The following is a 21087-nucleotide window of genomic DNA, read 5'->3' on the forward strand; positions in this document are numbered from 1 at the left end:
GATCGAACTCACGGCAAACACCCCGGGTCAACCGCCCATACCAGCCATGAGACCTCGGAGACCCGCGATGACCGACTATCCAAAACCACCCTTCCCCGCACAAGCCCAGACCGTTCCCGGTTCGCAGCGCAAAATGGAACCCTATCCCGATTGCGGCGAGCAAAGCTATGTCGGTTCCGGGCGACTGGCCGGCAAGATTGCCCTGATCACCGGCGCCGACAGCGGTATCGGCCGCGCCGTGGCCATTGCTTTCGCCCGTGAAGGCGCCGACGTGGCGGTCGCCTATCTGAATGAGCACGAAGACGCCAAGGAAACCGCGCGCTGGGTCGAGCAGGCCGGGCGTCAATGCCTGCTGCTGCCGGGCGATATCGCGCAAAAGGCCCATTGCCAGGCCTTGGTCGACAACACCGTCGAACGCTTCGGCCGCATCGATGTGCTGGTCAACAACGCCGCATTCCAGATGACCCACGAAACCTTCGAAGAAATCCCCGACGAAGAATGGGTAATGACCTTCGACGTCAACATCACCGCGATCTTCCGTCTATGTCAGGCGGCGATCAAACACATGGGTGCCGGCTCGTCGATCATCAACACCAGCTCGGTCAACTCGGACATGCCCAAACCCACCCTGCTCGCCTACGCCACCACCAAAGGCGCAATTGCCAATTTCACCGGCGGTCTGGCGCAGATGCTCGGGCCCAAGGAAATCCGCGTGAACTGCGTCGCACCGGGGCCGATCTGGACGCCGCTGATCGTCGCGACCATGCCCGATGAAGAAGTGCAGAACTTCGGCGGTAATACCCCGCTCGGCCGCCCCGGACAACCGGTGGAAGTAGCACCGATTTATGTGCTGCTGGCCTCGGACGAAGCCAGTTACATCACCGGCCAGCGCTATGGCGTGACCGGTGGAAAGCCGATGCTGTGAGTAAACGCACTGTAGGAGCTGCCGAAGGCTGCGATCTTTTGATTTGGATGTTAAAAACAAGGTCAAAGGATCGCAGCCTGCGGCAGCTCCTACAGGGGCGGCGTCAGAAGCGAAAGGGTCTCTGCAGGCGGCCGTCATTAATCACTGAGGGCGGCAGATCATGAGTTTTATCGTGTGGGTGACGGTGCTCGGAGCCGTGCTGTTGACCCTGGCACTGACCTCGTCATATCTGCGCTGGATGCCGGTCACCACCTCGGCTGTTTGTTTGCTGCTGGGAATCGGCATCGGCCCCAGCGGCCTCGACCTGCTGAAACTGCCACTGGAAGACGCCTCGTTGTGGATGGAGCACCTGACCGAGGTTGCGGTGCTGTTTTCCCTGTTCGTCTGTGGCCTGAAGCTGCGGCTGCCCCTGCGCGACAAGCGTTGGCGCATCGCTTTTGGTCTGGCCGGGCCGGTGATGGTGCTGACCATAATCGGTGTTTGTCTGCTGCTGCATCTTGCCTTGCACTTGCCGTGGGGGCCGTCGCTGTTGATTGCTGCGATTCTGGCGCCGACCGACCCGGTGCTGGCGGCGCTGGTGCAGGTCAACGATGCGCGGGATGTCGACAGTGTGCGTTTCGGCCTCTCTGGCGAAGCCGGGTTGAACGACGGGATTGCCTTCCCGTTTGTGATTCTCGGTCTGTTGTTGATGCACGGCGACGGCAGCGCCGCCGAATGGCAGGGCTGGGTGTTGCGCAACGTATTGTGGGCGGTGCCTGCCGGCTTGCTCACCGGTTACTGGATGGGCCGCGGTATCGGGCGCGTGACCCTTTCGTTGCGAATCCACAATGACGACAGCACGCTCAGCCCCAATGATTATCTGGCGTTGTCGTTGATTGCCCTGGCCTATGTCATTGCCGAAGCCATCGGCGGTTACGGCTTCCTGTCGGTGTTTGCGGCCGGGCTGGGTTTGCGTCAGGTTGAAGTGAAATCCACCGGCGCCAGCCAGACACCCGCCGAGCATCTGGTGCAACCGGTGGTCGGCCATCAGAACGTCGAACCGCAGCATGCGGTGCACGGTGACACCGAACGGCTGGAAAGCAGCCAGGTCGCCGCCGGGATCATGATGGGCGATATGTTGTCGTTCGGCAGTCTGGTCGAGCGCGCCATGGAAGTGTTTCTGGTGACCCTGCTAGGCGTCGTGCTGGTGGCGCACTGGGACTGGCGGGCGTTGCTGGTGGGCGGCGTGCTGTTCTGCCTGATCCGCCCGATCTGCGTCGCACTGATGCCGTGGGGTGAACTGATGGAGGGACGGCAACGGCTATTGATCGGCTGGTTCGGCATTCGCGGGATCGGCAGCCTGTTCTATCTGTTTTATGCCCTGAATCATGGGCTGACCGATAGCGTGGCCAGCGTGTGCACCGACCTGACCTTGTCGGTGGTGGCGCTGAGCATTTTGCTTCACGGCATCAGCACGCAACCGATCCTGGCGCGCTACGAACAGCACAAGAAACAAAAAATCTGATTATTGGTAGTGGTTTTTATCAGGCAATCGATCGAACTTCTTTCTGTAAAAAAATGGATCGCGGGGTAATTGCTGGCAGTCACAAGCATAACCCCTCGCCAGATGTATCCGGCGGGGCCCGGCAGGTTCGGTTCCACTGCGGCGTTTAAGCCTGTTAAAGGAATCCTTGAAGAATAAGGTTACGGTCATGAAAGAATGCTCGACTCCGGTGCAAATCAAGGCTTGCAGAGCACTGGCTCTGGAACGCAATCGTCAACTGTTCGATAACGCCCACACCCTCAACCGCGCGGCCAATGCGCTGCTTGAAGTTGAACACCTGGATATCGAACAATTTGAACACTACCGAGCGCTGCGCAAGAAAGCCGATTTGATGTTTGAAGATGCCATCGACCATTTGTGCGTCTTGAACGAAGACTTCCCGCCGATTCCGATGTCGTCGCAAAACTCGATGGCGCTGCGTCGAGAGCTTGAGACCGTGGAGTGAGGCAGAAAAGCCCCTCACCCTAACCCTCTCCCAGAGGGAGAGGGAACTGACCGAGGTGAATGGTCGGGATATGCCGACCTGAGATACCGAGTCGATCGCAGATTCTGAGCAGCGCAAGGATTGGCTATCTGACATGTGAACCCTGACAGCCCCTCACCCTGGCCCTCTCCCAGAGGGAGAGGGAACTGACCGAGGTGAATGGTCGGGATACGTCGACCTGAGATACCGAGTCGATCGCAGACTTTGGCCTGAGATACCGAGTCGAACGCAGATTTTGAACTGCACGAAGATCTGCTCCCTTCCCCCTCGCCCCCATTGGGGGAGAGGGCTGGGGTGAGGGGGATCGATCTAAAGAGCACCACAAAATCCACGCGAATGAAAAAGCCCGGCTAAAAGAACCGGGCTTTTCCCTACCTGCCAGTCACCCGCCCGGATTGGTCACCTGAATAAACACCGCATAACTCCCCAGCAACACCCAGAACGTCGCAAAAATCCACGGCGTGCGCACCGAAAACAGCAGCGATTTGCGATACCCCTTGTGGCTCGATTCCATCTCGCTGAACAGCGGCGACTCGTCATACGCCAAGCCCATCAGCGGCTCGCTGTGCAGCAAGTGGCTTTGCTTGAAATGCCAGTGATCGATGATGTCGTACGCCGCCCGAATCCCCGGCCAGGCATTCAGCGAACTGAGCAACCCGAGCAGTGCCAGAAACGGTGGCACCACCAGCGTGAACAACTTGCCCCACTCCGGGTTGAGATTGGCCATACACGAGGCGAAAGCAATCACCAGGAACGACTGCGCCGCCAGATAGGCATCGGTGCGGTTGGCGAGGATGCTGGTTTCGTACTGAATCTCGCGCCGATAGAAATCCAGCCGCTCCTTGGGTGAGCCGAACATCTTGGCGTCATGTTCAGTCAGGGTTTCTTCAGCGGTGGGCTCTGTCAGTATGCGAGACAAAAGATGCACGCTCCGGGGTGGGTGAAACAGTTAGAAGTCCCCACCGGCGCGCAAGTTCAGAACGATTGACCAGCGCCTCACTTCATCGATTGGGCAATGATCGCCACCAGATTCATTTGCGTGAACGGCTTGGGCAAACGTGGCAGTTGCGCAGCAAAACCTTCCAGACGCTCGGCGTAACCGGTGGCCAGGATGATCGGTAGATCCGGCTTGAGCAGCCGCACCGCGTGGGCCAGTTGCGCGCCGCTCATCTGCGGCATGGCCATGTCGGTAATCATCAGGTCGATGACCTCGCCCTGATCAAACAACGCCAGCGCCTGCGCACCGGACGTCGCACTGACCACCCGATGGCCAAGGTCTTCGAGCAACAGGCTGGTGCTGGTCAACACCAGCGAGTCGTCATCCACCACCAGCACGCTGAGCCTTGGCACCACCACCGGTTCGGCGTTTGGCAACAGCGGCTTGCTGGCCGTGCCCTCGACCGCCACTGGAATCCACAACTCAGCCGTGGTGCCCTGGGCCTTTTCGCTCTTGAGAATGAAGCGGCCACCGAGCTGTTCAATGAAGCCGTGGACCATCGACAATCCCAGTCCGGTGCCCTTGCCCAAGCCTTTGGTGGTGAAGAACGGATCTCTGGCCGAGGCCAGTGTGTGCTCATCCATGCCCTCCCCGCTGTCGATCACGCTGAGGCAAACGTAACGACCTGCCGGCAGATCCGAATGACTGAGTTCGAGCACCACTTGCGGTTCAGCAGTGATGCTTACCGTACCGCCGTCGGGCATGGCGTCGCGGGCGTTGGTTGCCAGGTTGAGCAACGCCAGTTCCAACTGATTGGTGTCCGCCAGCACGGGCGCCAGATCCTCGGGAAAGCGCGTATCGATGCGAATGCCCGGCCCCAGCGAACTGCGCAGCAACCCGGTAATGCCCTGAACCAGTTGCGCAATATCGACCGACTCGGTCTTCAGTTCCTGGCGGCGAGCGAAGGCCAGCATACGCTGGGTCAGCGACACGCCGCGCAACGCGCCTTGGGTGGCGTTTTCCAGCAGGCGGCTGATTTTCGGATCGTCGCCCACGCGTTTGTGCACGATCTCGAGGTTACCGAGGATCACCGTCAGCAGATTATTGAAGTCATGGGCGATGCCGCCGCTGAGTTGCCCGATAGCCTGCATCTTCTGCGCCTGGAACAGCGCTTCCCGGGTTTTCTCCAGCGCTTGCTGTGCCTGGTGGGTCTCGGTGATATCGCGGGTGATCTTGGCAAAACCGAGCAACGTGCCGGTATCGCCACGAATCGCATCAACCACTACATGAGCAAGAAACCGCGTGCCGTCCTTGCGCATGCGCCAGCTCTTGTTCTCGAAGCGGCCCTCGCGGGTGGCGATTTCCAGCGCCCGTTGCGGTTCGCCGAGTTCGCGGTCTTCGGGGGTATAGAAAATCGAAAAGTGCTGGCCGATGATTTCTTCCGGCAGATAACCCTTGATGCGCTGGGCGCCCTGGTTCCAGTTGCTGACCCGGCCTTCGGGGCTGAGCATGTAGATGGCGTAGTCAGTGACGCCTTGCACCAGCAAGCGGAACTGCTGCTCGCTTTGCTTGAGGGTTTCCTCGGCCATTTTGCGGTCGGTCAGGTCGCGGGTGATCTTGGCGAAACCGAGCAATTTGCCGTTGGGATCAATGATCGGATCGATCACCACGTGCGACCAGAAATTGGTGCCGTCCTTGCGCACCCGCCAGCCCTCGCCTTCGAAGCGCCCTTCACGGATCGCCGTATCGAGCGCACGTTGCGGCAGACCGGCGGCGCGATCCTCAGCGGTATAAAAGCGGGAGAAATGTTCGCCGAGGATTTCCGCTTCTTCGTAGCCCTTGAAGCGTTTGGCGCCGGAGTTCCAACTGGTGATGATGCCGTCGGGATCGATCATGTAGATCGCATAGTCGACCACCGCATCGATCAGCAGACGAAAACGCATCTCTTCGATCGCCGCGGTCTTGTTTTTCTCGCTCATCACACTCACCAGCCATTGTCATGAGCAGAAGTATGCGGCAATCCGGCGAATTGGGAAGCGGCCGTCTCATGATTGATCGCCCACCAGCGCGGTAGCAGCTGCTTGATCCGGCTTTCGGCAAAGCGATCGTCAATCAGCATCACCACGCCGCGATCCTCGCGGGTACGGATGACCCGCCCGGCGGCTTGCACCACTTTCTGCACGCCGGGGTACAGATAGGTGTAGTCGTAACCGGCGCCGAAGATGGCGGCCATGCGGTACTTGAGTTGTTCGTTGACCGGATTGAACTGCGCCAACCCCAGCGTGGCAATAAACGCGCCGATCAGCCGCGCACCGGGCAAATCGATGCCTTCACCGAACGCACCGCCCAACACGGCAAAACCAATGCCTTGGCTATGGGTGGTGAACTGATCGAGAAACGCCTGTCGCGCCCCTTCGAGCATGCCCCGCGATTGCTGCCAAAGGGTGATGTGCGGATAACGTTCAGCCAATAACGACGCCACTTGTTGCAGATAATCGAAGCTGCTGAAAAACGCCAGGTAGTTGCCCGGACGTTCGCTGAACTGTCGCGCGATCAATTCAACAATCGGCTCCAGCGAGGCCTGACGATGGTTGAAACGCGTCGAGATGCGGCTGACGATCTGCACCTGTAACTGCTCGGCGCAAAATGGCGACTCGACGTCGATCCACACAGTGTCGGCGGGCGTACCGAGCAAGTCAGCGTAATAGTGGCGCGGGCTGAGGGTCGCGGAGAACAGCACGCTGCTGCGCGCCGCTTTCAGGCGCGGGCCGATGAACGCGGCCGGCACCACGTTGCGCAGGCACAACTGCGACAGCGGCTTTTTACGGTCGAGGTCGCGCTTGCTGATGTCGAACAGGTAATGCTCGTCGTACAGCTCCGCCACCCGGGCGAACTGCAGCAAGTCGAAGTAGAAATTCTGCAAGGCGCTGTCGAGGCCCTGCGGATGGTCATTGAGGTAATCGCCAATGGCGGCGCAACACAGCGAGATCGCTTGCAGGAGTTTTTCCGGGGCCTTGTCGTAAGCCTGATACGCCGCCACCTGTGGCGCATGCAAAGCGTTCCATTCACGGTTGATCCGTTGCAGGGAGTTTTTCAGCGCCGGGGGCGCAGTTTTGCGCACGCTGCCCAAGGTGAACTGATCGAGACTGGCGCTGTACATCTGACGGCCACGTTCGACGAGGTTATGCGCTTCGTCCGCCAGCACCGCGACTTTCCACTGATTGAGCTGGGCGAGACCGAACAGCATGGCGCTGAAGTCGAAGTAATAGTTGTAGTCGGCGATCACCACATCTACCCAGCGGGCCATCTCCTGACTCAGGTAATACGGGCACACCGAGTGTTGCGCGGCGACCTCGCGCATGGCCGCTTGATCGAGCAAGCGGATTCGACTGGCCGCTTCCCGCGCGGCCGGCAGGCGATCATAAAAACCTTGGGCCAACGGGCAGGATTCGCCGTGGCAGGCTTTGTCCGGGTGTTCGCAGGCCTTGTCGCGGGCGACCATTTCCAGCACCCGCAAAGGCAAGGCTGGCGACTGATCGAACAACACCTGACTGGCATCCAGTGCCAATTTGCGTCCCGGCGTCTTGGCGGTGAGGAAGAACACCTTGTCCAGTTGCTGCGGCGCCAGAGCCTTGAGCATCGGGAACAGCGTGCCGAGGGTTTTGCCGATACCGGTCGGCGCCTGGGCCATCAGGCAGCGCCCGGTGCTGACAGCCTTGAACACCGACTCGGCCAAATGCCGCTGACCGGGGCGAAAATCGGCATGGGGAAACGTCAGTTGCTGCGCGGCCAGATTGCGCGCCTCGCGATGGGCCATTTCCTGTTCGGCCCATTGCAGGAACAGTCGGCACTGCTGCTCGAAAAAAGCGTTCAACGCATCAGCACTGAACGCCTCGACCAGACAGGTTTCTTTTTCGCTGACGATATCGAAATACACCAGCGCCAGATTGATCTGCTCAAGTTCGAGCTTGCGGCACATCAACCAGCCGTAGATCTTCGCCTGTGCCCAGTGCAACTGGCGGTGGTTGGCCGGTTGCTTGCTCAGGTCGCCACGGTAGGTTTTGACTTCTTCCAGGCAGTTTTGCGCGGGATCGTAGCCGTCCGCCCTGCCCTTGACCTTCAATTGCAGAAATTCGCCTTCCAGCGCCACTTCGCTTTGGTATTTCTCGCTGCGCCGCGAGGCTACGGTGCGATGGCCAGCGATGCCTTCCAGCGCCGTGGGTGATGGTGTGAAGCGCAGGTCGAGGTCGCCGGTCTTGGCGGTGAACTCGCACAATGCGCGCACGGCAATGCTGTAGCTCAAGCGCTCTGCTCCGCCCATTGCACGTAACACACCGCTACTGGCATCTGGTGTTGATGGCAGAACTCCAGCCAGCGCAATTGATTGTCCTGCAGGCGATCGCCGGGGCCTTTGACCTCAATCATCCGGTAGGTTTTGTGCTGCGGCCAGAACTGGATCAGGTCGGGCATGCCGGCGCGGTTGGCCTTGATATCGAGCAGCAAGCGGTTGAACCAGTGCTTGAGGTGCTCGGCCGGCAAACAGGCCAGGGCCTGCTCCAGCAGTTGTTCATTCAAGGCGCCCCAGAACACGAACGGCGACTGAATGCCCCATTTTTCGACAAAGCGCTGGCGGATGGTCGCGGCATAGCGGCCGTCGTCGAGTTCACTCAGGCACGCCTGAAACAGCTCGGCGCGGCGTTGCTGGAAGTCTTCGTTGAGCAGGTCCACCGGGCCACGCTGGAACGGGTGAAAGAAAGCACCCGGCAGGGGAGCGAAGATCGCCGGCCAGCACAACAGGCCGAACAACGAGTTGATCAGGCTGTTTTCCACGTAATGCACCGGGCCGTCATCATCGTGCAGATGCGCCTGCACGTAATACTCCACGGACAACGCGGGATCACTGCGCGGCAAGTGCAGGTCCAGACGCTCGACCGGCCTGGCGGTTGCACGTTTGAGCGGCGGGCCGCCGAGCTTGCGCCGCACCCTTGGCAATATGCGTTGCAGGCCCTGTTGCTCGGCGGCACTTTCCGGCGCCTGTTCCGCCAGTGTGGCGAGTTCCAGCGCCAGCGGGTATTCACCACTGCGCTCCAGCACCCGGATCATGCGCAAGCGGGCGCCGGGATAGGCGCAGTCGCGGTAAATGCTCAGGGCCAGGGCAAATTCGCCGATGCGCTCGCAGTACTGGCCGATCTGGAACAACACCTTGCCACGCCGGCGTTGCAGCCACGGGTTGTCGAAGTGCAAGGCATTGACCTGCTCGACGATGGTGTCCAGCGGCTCACCGGCCTCGAAACGCAATTGACAGTGGTGCAGGAACAGGCAGGCGTCGACGTCCGCGCGGCTGCGCAGGCCTCGCGAGTCCGCGCAGAATTCGACTTTTTCGTAGGTGAAGATGCCAAGGTCAGCGAGGACGAATTCCGACCAGTCCTGATACAGGTTGCCGAAGAACATCAGCCGCAAGCGGTCGCACAGGTCCATGATGGTCAGGCTGAACAAGCGGTCATCGAGCAACGGCGCCCAGTCGCGCAGGCTGCGTAATTCGCTGAACTGCTCGGCCAATTGCGGCAGCCAGTCATCCTTGCGTCCCTTGGGCTGTTCGATGGCAGCGCCAAAGGCTTGCACAAGCTCGGCCTTGAGCAACACGTCGAACAACTCGGCGAGGGCCAGCGGCGCGTGTTCGGCGATCCAGCCACGCTCCAGCAAGGATTGCGCGGCGTCGGCGGTATCACCGATTTCAACGTAATTGAGTTTGCCGGCGCGAAAATGCACGCCCTTGCGCATCACCATGCGCACCAGCAACCCCTGCGATGCACGGGGCAAGGTCTTGAAGTCGCGGATGAACGAGTGCTCCGTTTCACTCATTACATCGGTATAACGAAACTCAAGCCAATCAAGCACTTGCCGGAAGTTGTTAAGGTAATAGAACGGATCGTCGAGGGGATTGGCAGTCACGGGAATTCTGGGCCATGGCGAGCGAATACTGGTTATGCGTACAGATAACAGCTGTGACCCGCCCGGTGCAAACGGAAAATGATCAGTGGCATTTTTTTGCCGGGCCATCGAACTTTTGTCCCGGGGATGGCACCAACCGCGTTAGAAGGCCGACAATGCTCGGCATCACATCGAATGAGGATTTACAGGTGGGTATGAAAATCAAGTCGCTGGGCATCCCTTTCGCCGTCGTCGCCGCGCTGGCACTGGCCGGCTGCTCGACCCCGACGGTGGTCACTCTGCAGAACGGCACCCAATATCTGACCAAGGACATGCCGAAGACCAAAACCAAGGATGGCTTCTATGAGTTCGAGGATATTTCCGGGTCCAAGGTGAAGGTTCGCGCCGATGAAGTCGCGACCGTGCGCGAAGAAGACTGACGCCCCGCGATACGCGTAGAAGCTGCCGCAGGCTGCGATCTTTTGATCCGGATCTGAAAATCAAAAGCAGAAGATCGCAGCCTGCGGCAGCTCCTACAGGGATATTTGTATTATTCGAAGGTCGGCATGCCCGGAATGCTGCCATCGCAAGGCATGTACGTGCCGCCCCGCTTGACCACTTCACCCTGCAAACGCCGGCAACGTTCCAGATCCTGTTGCGCCATGCGATCGATGCTCAGATTGCCGGTGGTTTGCGGCTGTTTGCCGTCACCCAGGCGCAGAGTTACGAACGGCTGTTCGGGCTGAATCTGAAAGCGGCTTTTCTCTTCGACCGGTTCCACCGTCTCGCTTTTCGGCGGGCTCGGCAGTTGATCGGTGGTGACGCCGTAACGGCTCAGAATCGAACTTTGAGGCAGATCGGCGTAGACATTGGCCGAACACAGCGCCAGTGCGACGAAACCGACATACCCCTTGAAACCTTTCACGTTTGAATCTCCTGTACTCAATGGCGGCTAGCTATAGAACGTGTACGCACGTGCTGGCTTTAGGCCGCATTTCCTGTTTTCGCAGGGGTTTGAGTCAGGGAGTGGCTGTCGAGTCACTTTTGAAACCGAGTTATCGTTCTTCGCGAGCAGGCTCGCTCCCACAGGGGATTTATAAACGACACAGATCCAGTGTGGGAGCCAGCCTGCTGGCGAAGAGGCCCTTACCGGCGCCCCATCAACCTCAGGCGATCACAACGCCGTCAGCACTCAAGCTGTTGAGCGACACCCCGACCAGCGTCACCGAATCGTTGCCAAACGTCAGCACCGTATCCTGCCCAACGGTCGCGGCATGAGCACGGAAGTCCTCCGCCGGCAACACACCCTGCACACCGAGAAACACCAGTTTGTCGTTCGACGTGTAACCCACCACCCGATCCTGCCCAAACGCACCGTTGAACAGAAACGTATCCGCCCCGCCCCCCGATTCCATCAGGTCGTTACCGGCACCGCCAACAAACACGTCATTGCCGGCGCCGCCAATCAGGTGATCGTTGCCATCGAGACCGAACAACCAGTCGCCGCCGGCATGTGCCTTCAGCGTGTCGGCGCCAGCGGTGCCTTTGACGCTGGACTCGTACGCGGTGACGTTACTGCCAACCTTCAAGCCGCTGGCCGTGACGCTGTGAGTTACGTCGTCCTTGAACAGGCCCCAGAGAAACCCCGGTTCTTTGGTGACGATGCTGCCGATGTCACGGGTGATGCTGATCCCGCCATTGGCATCGCGCACATAGAGATTCCCGGCGCCGTCGTTGGCGAAGTCGAAGTTCTTCACCGCGCTTTGCAGATCGAGGGTGTTGCTGCCCTGCCCGCCAAGAATGACGTTGTAGCCGCCGCTGTCGCGGAAGGTGTCGTTGCCGGCGCGACCTTCCAGGTAATCGTTGCCGCTGCCGCCCTGGATCAGGTCATTGGCGTCACTGCCGATGATAAACGTGCTGCCCTTGTGGGTTTCGGCGTTGCGGTTGAGGTCCTGCACCCAGGTGTTGGCCCGCGCCGGGTCCGAGAGGTTGGCGACAATGATCGTCGAGTCGCGGCTGGTGAGGTCGTAGAATTTCGAGTCGATCACCCGGTTCATGCCGTCGCCATACGCGGTCGGCAAGTGCGAGATCCAGGTGGGAATGTTGAGGATCGAGTACGGCAGCAGATTCCACGCGGTCGAGGCGTAGTGATCGTTGAAGCTGACGATGTTGTCGGTGGCCGAGACCTTGGGCGCATCGTGCACGCCGACGGAGGCGCCGGTGAAGGTCGAGCCGTCGAGGGCGCGGAACACCGGGTCGTTTTCGTAGCCGATGTTGAGCACTTTGTCCGTGCTGCTCTGGGTTGGCGAGGCATAGGCGATGTAGTTGGAGTCGGCAAAAAAACCGCCCCACTTGCCACCGCTCAAGTCGGCCATGCTGTTGACCGCCAGGCCGCCAAGGCTGTGGCCGCTGACCAGCACGTCCTTGCCGCTGAGGCCGTTGGCCTTGGCGAACGCCACCACATCATTGAGCAGATTGCCGAAGGCTTCGCCAACGTAGTTCTTGGCGTAATCCTTGGGACCGAACGCCGCGAGCAGGTCGTTGATCACGTCGCCAATCGAGTCGAGGATCAGTTTTTCCCGCGGGCCGCTGGTGCCACGAAAGGCTATGCCGAGCTCGGTGAGATGGCCCTGGGCGTCGTACTTGCCGAGGATTTCCACTTGGGCGGTGGTGTAACCGGCCTTCTCGCCGAAGAAAGTTCCCCGCGCGTCGGTCTTGCCGTCGTAGCCCAGTTGCGAGGCCGTGATCGGCGTCCAGCCGGCCTTCTTCACCGCGTCGAGGGCGAGTTTTTCCGAGTCGGGATTCCACGGAATGCCGGGGATCACCCCCTGGGAATCGGTGCCGCCGAGCAGTGCCGTGACCAGCGTGGCGGGCAGGCCGAGGCCAAAACCGTTGTGCTGATAACCGGCGGCAAAGCCGTTATCGAGGTTGTGATAGGAATACAGCGTGATCGCCATGGCATCGCTGAACAACGCCTTGGAATCGGCTGTGCCGAAGTTCTTGTAGTCATACACACCCATTGCCATTGCCTCTCTCTTGTTGGAATTGTTAGAGATAGCTCACAGCCAGAGCGCCCCACGGGGACGCCCCGGAGCATTTCGATACAACACTTCTTTAACGCGACATTTGTAGGAGCTGCCGAAGGCTGCGATCTTTTGACTTGGCTCTTAAAAGCAAGATCAAAAGATCGCAGCCTCGTTTCACTCGACAGCTCCTACAGGATTACTGTTTAGGCGAACACGAACGCCGAGTCCGACAGGTTAGCCACTCCCACCCCGATCAGGGTCACGGCAAAGTCGCCAATCTTCAGCACGGTATCGTTGCCGGCCTGCGACGTGTGTTGCTTGTAGTCGTAGCCCTGCCCCGCGCCTTCGACGCCCATGAACACCAGTTTGTCGCTGCCCTGATAACCGTTGATGGCATCAAAACCGAACGCACCGCTGAACAGGAAGGTGTTGTTGCCACCCACGGCGGTCATCACGTCGTTACCGGCGCCACCGACGAAGGTCACATGGCCCTTGTCGCTGATCAACTTGTCATCGCCACCGAGGCCGAACAGCCAGTCGCCGTCAGCCGTGGCGTGCAGCGCATTGCCGTAACCGTCGCCGCTGAGTGAGTGGTTGTACTGAGTCAGCTCGTTGCCATTGGTCAAACCTTTGGCCGTGACGCCCCAGGTGATTTCCTTGCTGCCCCACCACGAACCCGACTCCTTGCTCACCAGCGCGCCAATGTCGCGGGTCATGCTGATCCCGCCGTAGGCGTCGCGCACGTACAGCGTGCCGTCACCGTCGTTGGCGAAGCTGAAATTCTGCAACGGTTTCTGCAGTTCGAAGGTGTTGTGACCCTGGCCACCGAGCAGGATGTTGTAGCCGCCGTCATCACGGAAACGGTCATCGCCGCCGAGGCCTTCAAGGAAGTCGTTGCCCGCGCCGCCCTTGAGCCAGTCGTTGCTCTGGGTGCCGATGATGAAGGTGCTGCCGGTGTGCGGCTCGCCGCTGCGGCCGAGATCTTCAACCCAGGTCTTGCCCCGGGACGCTTCTTCCAGGTTGGAGACGATGATCGTCGAGTCTTTATGCGTCAGGTTGTAGAACGTCGAATCGATCACCCGATTCAAGCCATCGGCATACCCCAGTGAGCTGTGGGCCGACCAGTTCAGCGGATTGACGATGCTGAACGGCACCAGGTTCTGCGCGGTGGACGCGTAGTTGTCGTTGAAGTTGACGATGTTGTCGGTGGTCGAATCGTGGGGCTTGTCGTGCTTGCCCATCGAAGCAGTGCTGAACGTGGTGCCATCGAGTACGCGGAACACCGGGTCGTTCTCGAACCCGATGTTCAGCACGTTATTGCCGGTGCTGCTCTGGGTTGGCGAGGCGAAGGTGATGTAGTTGGCATCCTTGAAGAAGCCGCCCCAGTTGCTCGCGCTCAGCTCGGCCACGCTGTTGACCCCAAGCCCGCCGAGGCTGTGGCCGCTGAGCAGCACGTCCTTGGCACCGATGCCGTTGGCAATGGCGAACGCGGCGACAGCCTTGAGCAGATTGTCGAAGGCGTTTTTCGCGTAGTTGCTCGCGTAATCCGACGGCCCGATGGCGGCGAGCAGGTTGTTTTTCAAGTCGCCGAAGGTGTCGCTGTAACCGAGCCCGCCGGTGCCACGAAAGGCCACGCCGATGCCGATCAACTTGCCGGCAGCGTCATACTTGCCAAGCACTTCGGCCTCGGCGCTGGTGAAGCCGTCCTTCTCGCCGAAGAACGTGCCTTGTGGCCCGACTTTGCCTTGATAACCCAGCGCCGTCGCTGTGAGCGGCGACCAAGCGGTGGCCGGCAACGGTTTGCCAGTCGGCGTGTAGGCATACAGCGTCAGTGCGATGGCGTCGCTGTACAACGCTTTGCCATCGGCATTTTTATAATCGAACAGTCCCATGTTGTGCTCTCTCTTCCTTCAGAAACCGGCAGCTCTGTGCAGAGCTGCCGGTACGCTTTAGAACTGCCAGTCGAGGGTGAGGCCCACACCGTGGTCCTTCTCATTCGAGCCGATCAGTCCGTTGTAATCGAGGTTCACCCGCACATCGCGATTAAGCGCCAGGCCTGCCCGCACACCGACCACCGCCGCATCGCGATCCATCGACACGCCCTGCACGGTGAACGCGCTGTTGCCGTTGGCAAAGGCCAGATGGCTGTCGGCATCGACGTTGTTCAGGTTGTGCTGCCAGCCCAGGCTTGCGCCCAGTTCCAGCTGATGCTGGTCCGACAAGGCAAACGAACGCTTGGCGCGCACGCCGAGGGTCGACAGCACCACGTCACGATTGTCCTCACCGCCCTTCAATGCCGCAGCGTCACCCTTCTCAGTGAAGCTTTCGGTATTGAGGTGCACGTAAGCCAGATTGGCGAACGGTTCCAGGTTCATCGGTTGCAGGCCCAGATCATAAGCGGCCTCGGTGAACACTTGAGTGGTGGCGGCATCGTGCTTGGTCTTTTGTTTACTGCTGACGTCCCCGAACTGCAGGTCACGTTTGACGTCGACACGGTGCCAGCTGTAAGCGCCACCGACGGTCAGCCGCAGCGCATCGATCTGATGCCCCAGGTACGCACCCAAGTGGTAGCTGTCGACCGACGCCGACGAATGCGTGCCGCTGCCCATGCTCAACGAGCTGTCGCTATAACCGGTAACGAAACCCAGACGGGTATCTTCAGCGATCAAGCCGTCGACACCGGCGAGCAAGCCGCCGATGGAGCTGTTGGAGTCGGCATTGTCATGCCCGCCATCACTCTTGCCCCACGAACCCAAGACCTTGACCCAGGCGTTGCTGCGATCGTCGGTCGGTGCGCCAGCGTTGAACAGATCACGCTCACGCAGACGCTCGCCCACCGCTTCACGCAGGTAACGGCTGTCGTTGATCAGCATCGTGCCAATGGCCGGATGGATCTCGCCGGACAGTTGCTGGAAGGCTTGCTGCGCCGACGCCGCATTCGGCGACAGCAACAGGGTTTCGAACAGCGCATTGCCGGCGCCCAAACGCTCAGCCGCCGCACCGACGGCGCGTTGGTTTGGCGTCAGGCCGACGCTGGCGAACGAGGCGTCGTTACGACCGACCGCCAACTGGATACCATCGGCCGAATACGCCAGGGTGCCGCCGAGGAACGCGTAGTCAGGCAACACCTGACCGAAACGCCCTTCAATTCCACCCGCTGCTTGCAGGATGTTGTAGCGCGTGCCGAGCAGGCTTTGCACCTCGTTGGTGGTCAGCAACGTCGGGCTGTTTTCCAGCGACATGCTCACCGTGGCACCTTCAATCACGGCTTTGCCGGTAGCGATAATCTGATCGCTGCTGGTCGGCGACAGCTCTACGGCGTAGGTCGAACCCGGTGCAAATGTCACGTCACCGGCCACGTTGAGGGTGCCGATGGAGTTACCCGGTGCGACCGTACCGCCGCTGTTCACCGACAGCGCGCCGATGTGGCCATTGCCGCCGAGGATGCCGCCGTCATTCACCGTCACCGCCGATTGCAGCGAACCGTTAATGGCCAGACGCCCCTGATTGACCAGGGTCGGGCCGCTGTAAGTGTTGTTGCCGGTCAGCACCAGCGTGCCGATACCTTGCTTGGTCAAACCGCCGTGACCGGAAATGTCGTTGCGCCAGGTATCGAGGCCGCAGGTGATATCGGTGCACACGCGTTCGGTCGGTTTGCCCTGATCGATGATCGCGCCGATACCCGGCAGATCCGCGACAAACTGGCCGGAGCCGTAAGCGCCGTCGATGCGGAATTCCGCTGGAATGTCCTGCTCGGTGACGAACATCGACGGGCCGTCGATGCCTTTGCGCAGGTTGATCATGCCCCAGCCGTACAAGGCGTCGATGCCCGGCGCGCCAAGGTCGGTGGCGGTGGTGCGCAAGACCGTGGCGACTTGATCGCCGGTCATGTACGGGAAGCGCTCCATCAGCACCGCCATGGAACCGGCCACGTGTGGCGCGGCCATCGAGGTGCCGTTGTAATTTTTGTAGCCGGTGGTGAGGTTGTCGGCGTTGGTGCCTTCGATGATCGCGCTGAAGATCTTCGTGCCCGGCGCCGAGACGCAGAAACTCGCGGTGTAGCCGCAACGCGAGGAGAACGTACTCATGATGTACGGGTTGGCGCTGGCCAGGTCCGGGTTTTTCTGCAACGCGGCAACGGTGATCCAGTTCGGCGCAATGTCCGGGACGAAATAGCCAAGGCCGGCGATGGCGTCCGGGTTGTTGAGGTTGTAGTCGTTGCCAGCGGCGAAGATCGTTACGATGCCGCTGCGTGCGGCAGCAATCGCGCCGTCGTAGGCGCCACCGGGCTTGGTGCCGAGCAGCGTGCGGATCTCGTTGAACTGCAATTGCGCGTCGTTGACGGTGAAATGCGGGTACGCCGGATCGCGGCCACCGAGGTCGAAACGGTCAGTGATGCCGATGCCCCAACTGTTGTTGATGATCCGCGCGCCGCTGGCGATCAGCGCATCCCAACCGGCCTTGTACACCGCGCCGTCGTTACCGCGAACGATGCCGTCTTCCGGGCCCGGGTCACCGTTGTCGGCGCTGATGATCTGCGCACCGAACGCCACGCCGTGCATCGGCCCACCATCACGACTGCCTGCGGCGATACCGCCGACGTGGGTGCCGTGGGCGCCGAGTTTGCCGTCGGAGCCAACCGAGGGCGAACCGTCATAGCGGAACGCATCGCCGGCTTTGACCGGGATGTACGGGTCGGTGTATTCGCGGATGCCGCTGGTGACCAGGGTGACGACTTTATTGCTGCCGGAAAACTCCGGGTGCGCGGCGTACACCGGCTGATCGAAGATCCCCAATTTCACGCCTTTGCCGGTATACCCGGCGGCGTAGGCGTGATCGGCACCGATCGCACCCAGGCCCCAATCGGCCTGAAATTCGGCGCTGCGCCAACTCGATGGATCGCCCGTGCGACCGCTTTCCACATAGGGCGCGGCATGGGCGGTGCCGATGGCACAGAGTACGGCGAGCGTGAGGGTTTTCAGGGCAAAGCGGCCCCCCGTTTGCGCGGGGGTATTGTTGTTATTCATCCAGCGACCTTCCTTAGTGATGTTGCGAAAAATCCTGATCGTTGCCAGTGAGGGCGATGATCGTCGTTGATCGTTCCCACGCTCCGCGTGGGAATGCAGCCCGTGACGCTCCGCGTCACTGGACGCAGAGCGTCCCTAGAGGCATTCCCACGCAGAGCGTGGGAACGATCGGACGCAGAGCGTGGGGTTAGAACTGCCAGTTCAGGCTCAAGCCAACGCCATGCAGCTTTTCGCGATTGGCCAATTGTCCGTTGTAATCCAGGTTGACCCGTACATCGCGGCTCAGCGCGAGGCTGGCCTGTACGCCGACCAGCGCGGCATCACGCACCAGCGCTGAACTCTCCACCGCGTACGGCGTACCGCCACTGGCAAAGCGCAGATGCTGTTCGGAGTCAATGTCGCTCAGGCTGTGCTGCCAGCCGAGATGGCCACTCACGTCGAGTGATTGCGCAGGCGAAAGATTGAAGGTCTTGATCGCCCGCACGCCGAGGGTGCTCAGCACCGCGTCACGTTGATCACCCGAGCTTTTCAGCGCGGCGGCGTCGCCCTTCTCGGTCAGACCTTCCGTGTCCAGATGCACGTAGGCGAGGTTGGCGAACGGCTCCAGCGCCAATGGTTGCAGGTGCAAGCGATAAGCCGCTTCGCCGAACACTTGCGTGGTTGCCGCATCAACCTTGGCCTTCTGTTTGCCACTGACGTCGCCGTATTGCAGGTCGCGCTTCACATCGGCGCGATGCCAGCTGTAGGCCGCGCCGGTGCTCAAGCGCCAGGCGCCAATGTCACGACCGGCGTATGCGCCCAAGTGATAGCTGTCGACCTTGGCCGAGGAATGCGTGCCCGAGCCCATGCTCAATGAGCTATCGCTGTAACCGGTGACCAGACCGATGCGGGTCTGCTCGTCCAGCGCGCCGTCGACACCGGCGAGCAGACCGCCGATCGAAGTGTTATAGCCGGCCGTGTCATGGCTTGAATCGGTCTTGCCCCAAGCCCCGAGGGCTTTGATCCAGCCGTTGCTTTGTGCGGCGTTGGTGTCGTGCAGACGCTCGCCCACGGCATCGCGCAATTGGCGGCTGTCATTGATCAGCATCGAACTCAACGCCGGGTAGATTTCGCCACTCAGTTGCTGGAAGGCTTGTTGCGCGGAGCCCGCATCGGGTGAGCGCAACAGGCTTTCGTAGACCGAATTGCCGGCGCCCAAGCCTTCGACGGCAGCCGCCACCGAGCGTTGATTCGGTGTCTGCCCGACGCTGGCGAAGGTTGTGGCGTTACGTTCGACGTTCAGTTGAATAGTGTTGGCGGCGTAGTCGAGGCTGCCGCCGATAAACAGGTAATTCGGCAATACCGCGCCAAATTGCCCCTGAATGCCGCCGGCCGCTTGCAGGATGTCGTACTGGCGACCGAGCAGGCTTTGCGCTTCGCGGGTGCTGAGCAGCGTCGGACTGTTTTCCAGCGACAGGCTGACAGTGGCGCCGCTGATGCTGGCCGTGCCGCCGGCAACGATGCGATCGCTGCTGGTCGGCGACAGCTCGACGGCGTAGGTCGAACCCGGCGCGAAGGTCACATCACCGGCCACGTTCAAGGTGCCGATGGAGTTGCCCGGCGCCACGCGAGCGCCGCTGTTGGCGAGCAGTGAGGCGATTCGCCCGGAACCGCCGAGGGTGCCGCTGTCGTTGACCGTCACGGCGGAAGTCAGCGAACCGTTGACCGTGAGCAAGCCGCCATTGACCGTGGTCGCACCGCGATAAGTGTTGGCGCCGGTGAGGATCAACTGCCCGCCACCGGATTTGATCAGGCTGCCTTGATACACCCGGCTTGCCGCCGCTGCGTCACGGGCGCTGCCGACTGCGTAATCGGTCTGATCCTGCTGACTGGCGCCGGCAGCAACGCCGTTCTGCCAGCCTTTGTCTTGCAGGGTTTGTTGCCAGGCACTGTGCTCGGCGAGGTCTTCGGCCTGACGCTGGATCAGCGCCTTGTCGGAGATGTCATTGCTCCAGACATCGCGCTGCCCTGCCCCCAGGCTGGCGTCAAACGCACCAAGCAACTGCCCCGGCCCGCGCATCGCCCGATTCAGATTGGCCACGCCCCAACCGACTCGCTCAGTCGGCGCATCGGTGACCGAGCCATCCAGTTGCGTGGCGGTGGTCAGCAGCACTTCGAGGGCCTGCTGATTGTTCATGTACGGGTAGCGTTCCATCACCAGCGCCAGTGCCCCGGTTGCATGGGGCGCCGACATCGAGGTGCCGGACTTGATCGCGTAACCGCCACCGGGAATGGTGCTGTCGATCTTCGCCCCCGGCGTGGTGATGCACCAGTATTTGGCGAGACCGCACTGGTTGTACTTCTGCTGATTGCTCTGATCGAGGCCCGACACGGCCAGCCAGTGACCTTCCAGATCCGGCTGAAAATACGGCAACGCGGAACGCACGCTGGCATTCGGATAGCCGCTGTTGCCGGCGCTGAACACGTTGATCACGCCGCGCCGGGACACATCCGCAGCGGCATCGAGCCAGGTGCCTTTGTTCCAGTGCTGGGCGTAAGCGGCGTGCAGATCGGCCAGGGTGCGGTAGCTGACATCCGGCGGCTGGCTGCCCCAGCTGTTGTTGATCGCGCGCACGCCGGCATCGGCCAAGGCGTCATACACCGCTTTGAAATAGCGCGGATCGGGATTGGGGCCAAACAGGAAGCTGTCGTTTTTGTTGGTGTTGCCGACGTAGATTTGTGCGTTGTACGCCACGCCGTGCATGCCGCTGCCATCGCGCGAGGCGCCCATGGTGCCGACGACGTGGGTGCCGTGGGAGTCGTTGTTGGGGTTGAGGGTGCCGTCGACGTTGAACAGTGCGCCGTCGATGTAGCTGCCGCTGGCGAGTACCGCGTGATAACGGTCAGTGGCGAACTCCGGGTGGGCGGCATCGAAACCGGAGTCGAGGGCACCGATTTTTACGCCTTGGCCGGTGATGCCGGCGGCGTAGGCTTGTTCGGCCTGCATGCGGCTCAGGCCCCAGTCGCGGAGGAATTCGGCGCTGCGCCAACTGGCGGCATCGCCGGGCTGGCCGGTTTCGAGGTATTGCGCTTGAACCTGGGTTGCGGAAATCACAAGCAGCAGGGTACCGACCGAAATTGGCTTGATACTTACTTCCATGTTCACCACTCACTTTTATTGTTTTATGCAGGGTCTTCTGCGGTGTTGCCTGTTCCCCTCACCCCAGCCCTCTCC

13 protein-coding genes are annotated in these 21087 nt (G+C 60.8%); 4 read left to right on the plus strand and 9 right to left on the minus strand.

Features of this window, described 5'->3' with window-relative positions; all coding sequences use genetic code 11:
- Positions 1 to 67: 67 nt before the first annotated feature.
- The 3 genes from M5G26_RS06660 to M5G26_RS06670 all read left to right on the plus strand — a co-directional run bounded on the left by M5G26_RS06660 (position 68) and on the right by M5G26_RS06670 (position 2913).
- Positions 68 to 925: a glucose 1-dehydrogenase gene (locus M5G26_RS06660; RefSeq protein WP_273914784.1), complete on the plus strand. Its 858-nt coding sequence runs from the start codon at positions 68 to 70 to the stop codon at positions 923 to 925.
- Positions 926 to 1085: 160 nt separating this feature from the next.
- Complete coding sequence (locus M5G26_RS06665; protein WP_273914785.1) at positions 1086 to 2429, plus strand: cation:proton antiporter; 1344 nt, start codon at positions 1086 to 1088, stop codon at positions 2427 to 2429.
- 187 nt (positions 2430 to 2616) lie between these two features.
- Positions 2617 to 2913 (plus strand): hypothetical protein, encoded by a 297-nt coding sequence (locus tag M5G26_RS06670; RefSeq protein WP_273914786.1) that lies wholly within the window; start codon positions 2617 to 2619, stop codon positions 2911 to 2913.
- Between the two features lie 421 nt (positions 2914 to 3334).
- Here M5G26_RS06670 and M5G26_RS06675 read toward each other — a convergent pair whose 3' ends face one another.
- The 4 genes from M5G26_RS06675 to M5G26_RS06690 form a co-directional block, all read right to left on the minus strand.
- The gene (locus M5G26_RS06675) at positions 3335 to 3871 is read right to left on the minus strand and encodes a hypothetical protein (RefSeq protein WP_016983364.1); all 537 of its coding nucleotides are present in this window, start codon (positions 3869 to 3871) and stop codon (positions 3335 to 3337) included.
- Positions 3872 to 3948: 77 nt separating this feature from the next.
- Positions 3949 to 5868: a hybrid sensor histidine kinase/response regulator gene (locus tag M5G26_RS06680; RefSeq protein ID WP_273914787.1), complete on the minus strand. Its 1920-nt coding sequence runs from the start codon at positions 5866 to 5868 to the stop codon at positions 3949 to 3951.
- Between the two features lie 5 nt (positions 5869 to 5873).
- Complete coding sequence (locus M5G26_RS06685; protein ID WP_273914788.1) at positions 5874 to 8192, minus strand: ATP-dependent DNA helicase; 2319 nt, start codon at positions 8190 to 8192, stop codon at positions 5874 to 5876.
- Positions 8189 to 9841 carry a VRR-NUC domain-containing protein gene (locus M5G26_RS06690; RefSeq protein WP_273914789.1) on the minus strand — a complete coding sequence of 551 codons (1653 nt, stop codon included), beginning with the start codon at positions 9839 to 9841 and terminating at the stop codon, positions 8189 to 8191. The genes M5G26_RS06685 and M5G26_RS06690 overlap by 4 nt, the downstream gene beginning before the upstream one ends.
- Positions 9842 to 10035: 194 nt before the next feature.
- On the opposite strand from M5G26_RS06690, the gene M5G26_RS06695 reads away from it, so the two are divergent.
- The gene (locus M5G26_RS06695) at positions 10036 to 10260 is read left to right on the plus strand and encodes a YgdI/YgdR family lipoprotein (protein ID WP_095120841.1); all 225 of its coding nucleotides are present in this window, start codon (positions 10036 to 10038) and stop codon (positions 10258 to 10260) included.
- 110 nt (positions 10261 to 10370) lie between these two features.
- Here M5G26_RS06695 and M5G26_RS06700 read toward each other — a convergent pair whose 3' ends face one another.
- The 5 genes from M5G26_RS06700 to eprS all read right to left on the minus strand — a co-directional run bounded on the left by M5G26_RS06700 (position 10371) and on the right by eprS (position 21012).
- Complete coding sequence (locus M5G26_RS06700; protein ID WP_273914790.1) at positions 10371 to 10745, minus strand: hypothetical protein; 375 nt, start codon at positions 10743 to 10745, stop codon at positions 10371 to 10373.
- 241 nt (positions 10746 to 10986) lie between these two features.
- Positions 10987 to 12840: a polyurethane esterase gene (locus M5G26_RS06705; protein WP_273915160.1), complete on the minus strand. Its 1854-nt coding sequence runs from the start codon at positions 12838 to 12840 to the stop codon at positions 10987 to 10989.
- 209 nt (positions 12841 to 13049) lie between these two features.
- Positions 13050 to 14738 (minus strand): polyurethane esterase, encoded by a 1689-nt coding sequence (locus tag M5G26_RS06710; protein WP_273914791.1) that lies wholly within the window; start codon positions 14736 to 14738, stop codon positions 13050 to 13052.
- A gap of 57 nt (positions 14739 to 14795) precedes the next feature.
- Entirely contained in the window at positions 14796 to 17873 is a 3078-nt protein-coding gene (locus M5G26_RS06715) for an autotransporter serine protease (protein ID WP_273914792.1), read from the minus strand.
- 187 nt (positions 17874 to 18060) lie between these two features.
- Entirely contained in the window at positions 18061 to 21012 is a 2952-nt protein-coding gene (eprS, locus tag M5G26_RS06720; protein ID WP_273914793.1) for an autotransporter serine peptidase EprS, read from the minus strand.
- Positions 21013 to 21087: the final 75 nt, after the last annotated feature.

The sequence above is a fragment of the Pseudomonas sp. TNT2022 ID642 genome, from assembly GCF_028656995.1.
In the GTDB taxonomy this organism is placed as follows: Bacteria; Pseudomonadota; Gammaproteobacteria; order Pseudomonadales; family Pseudomonadaceae; genus Aquipseudomonas.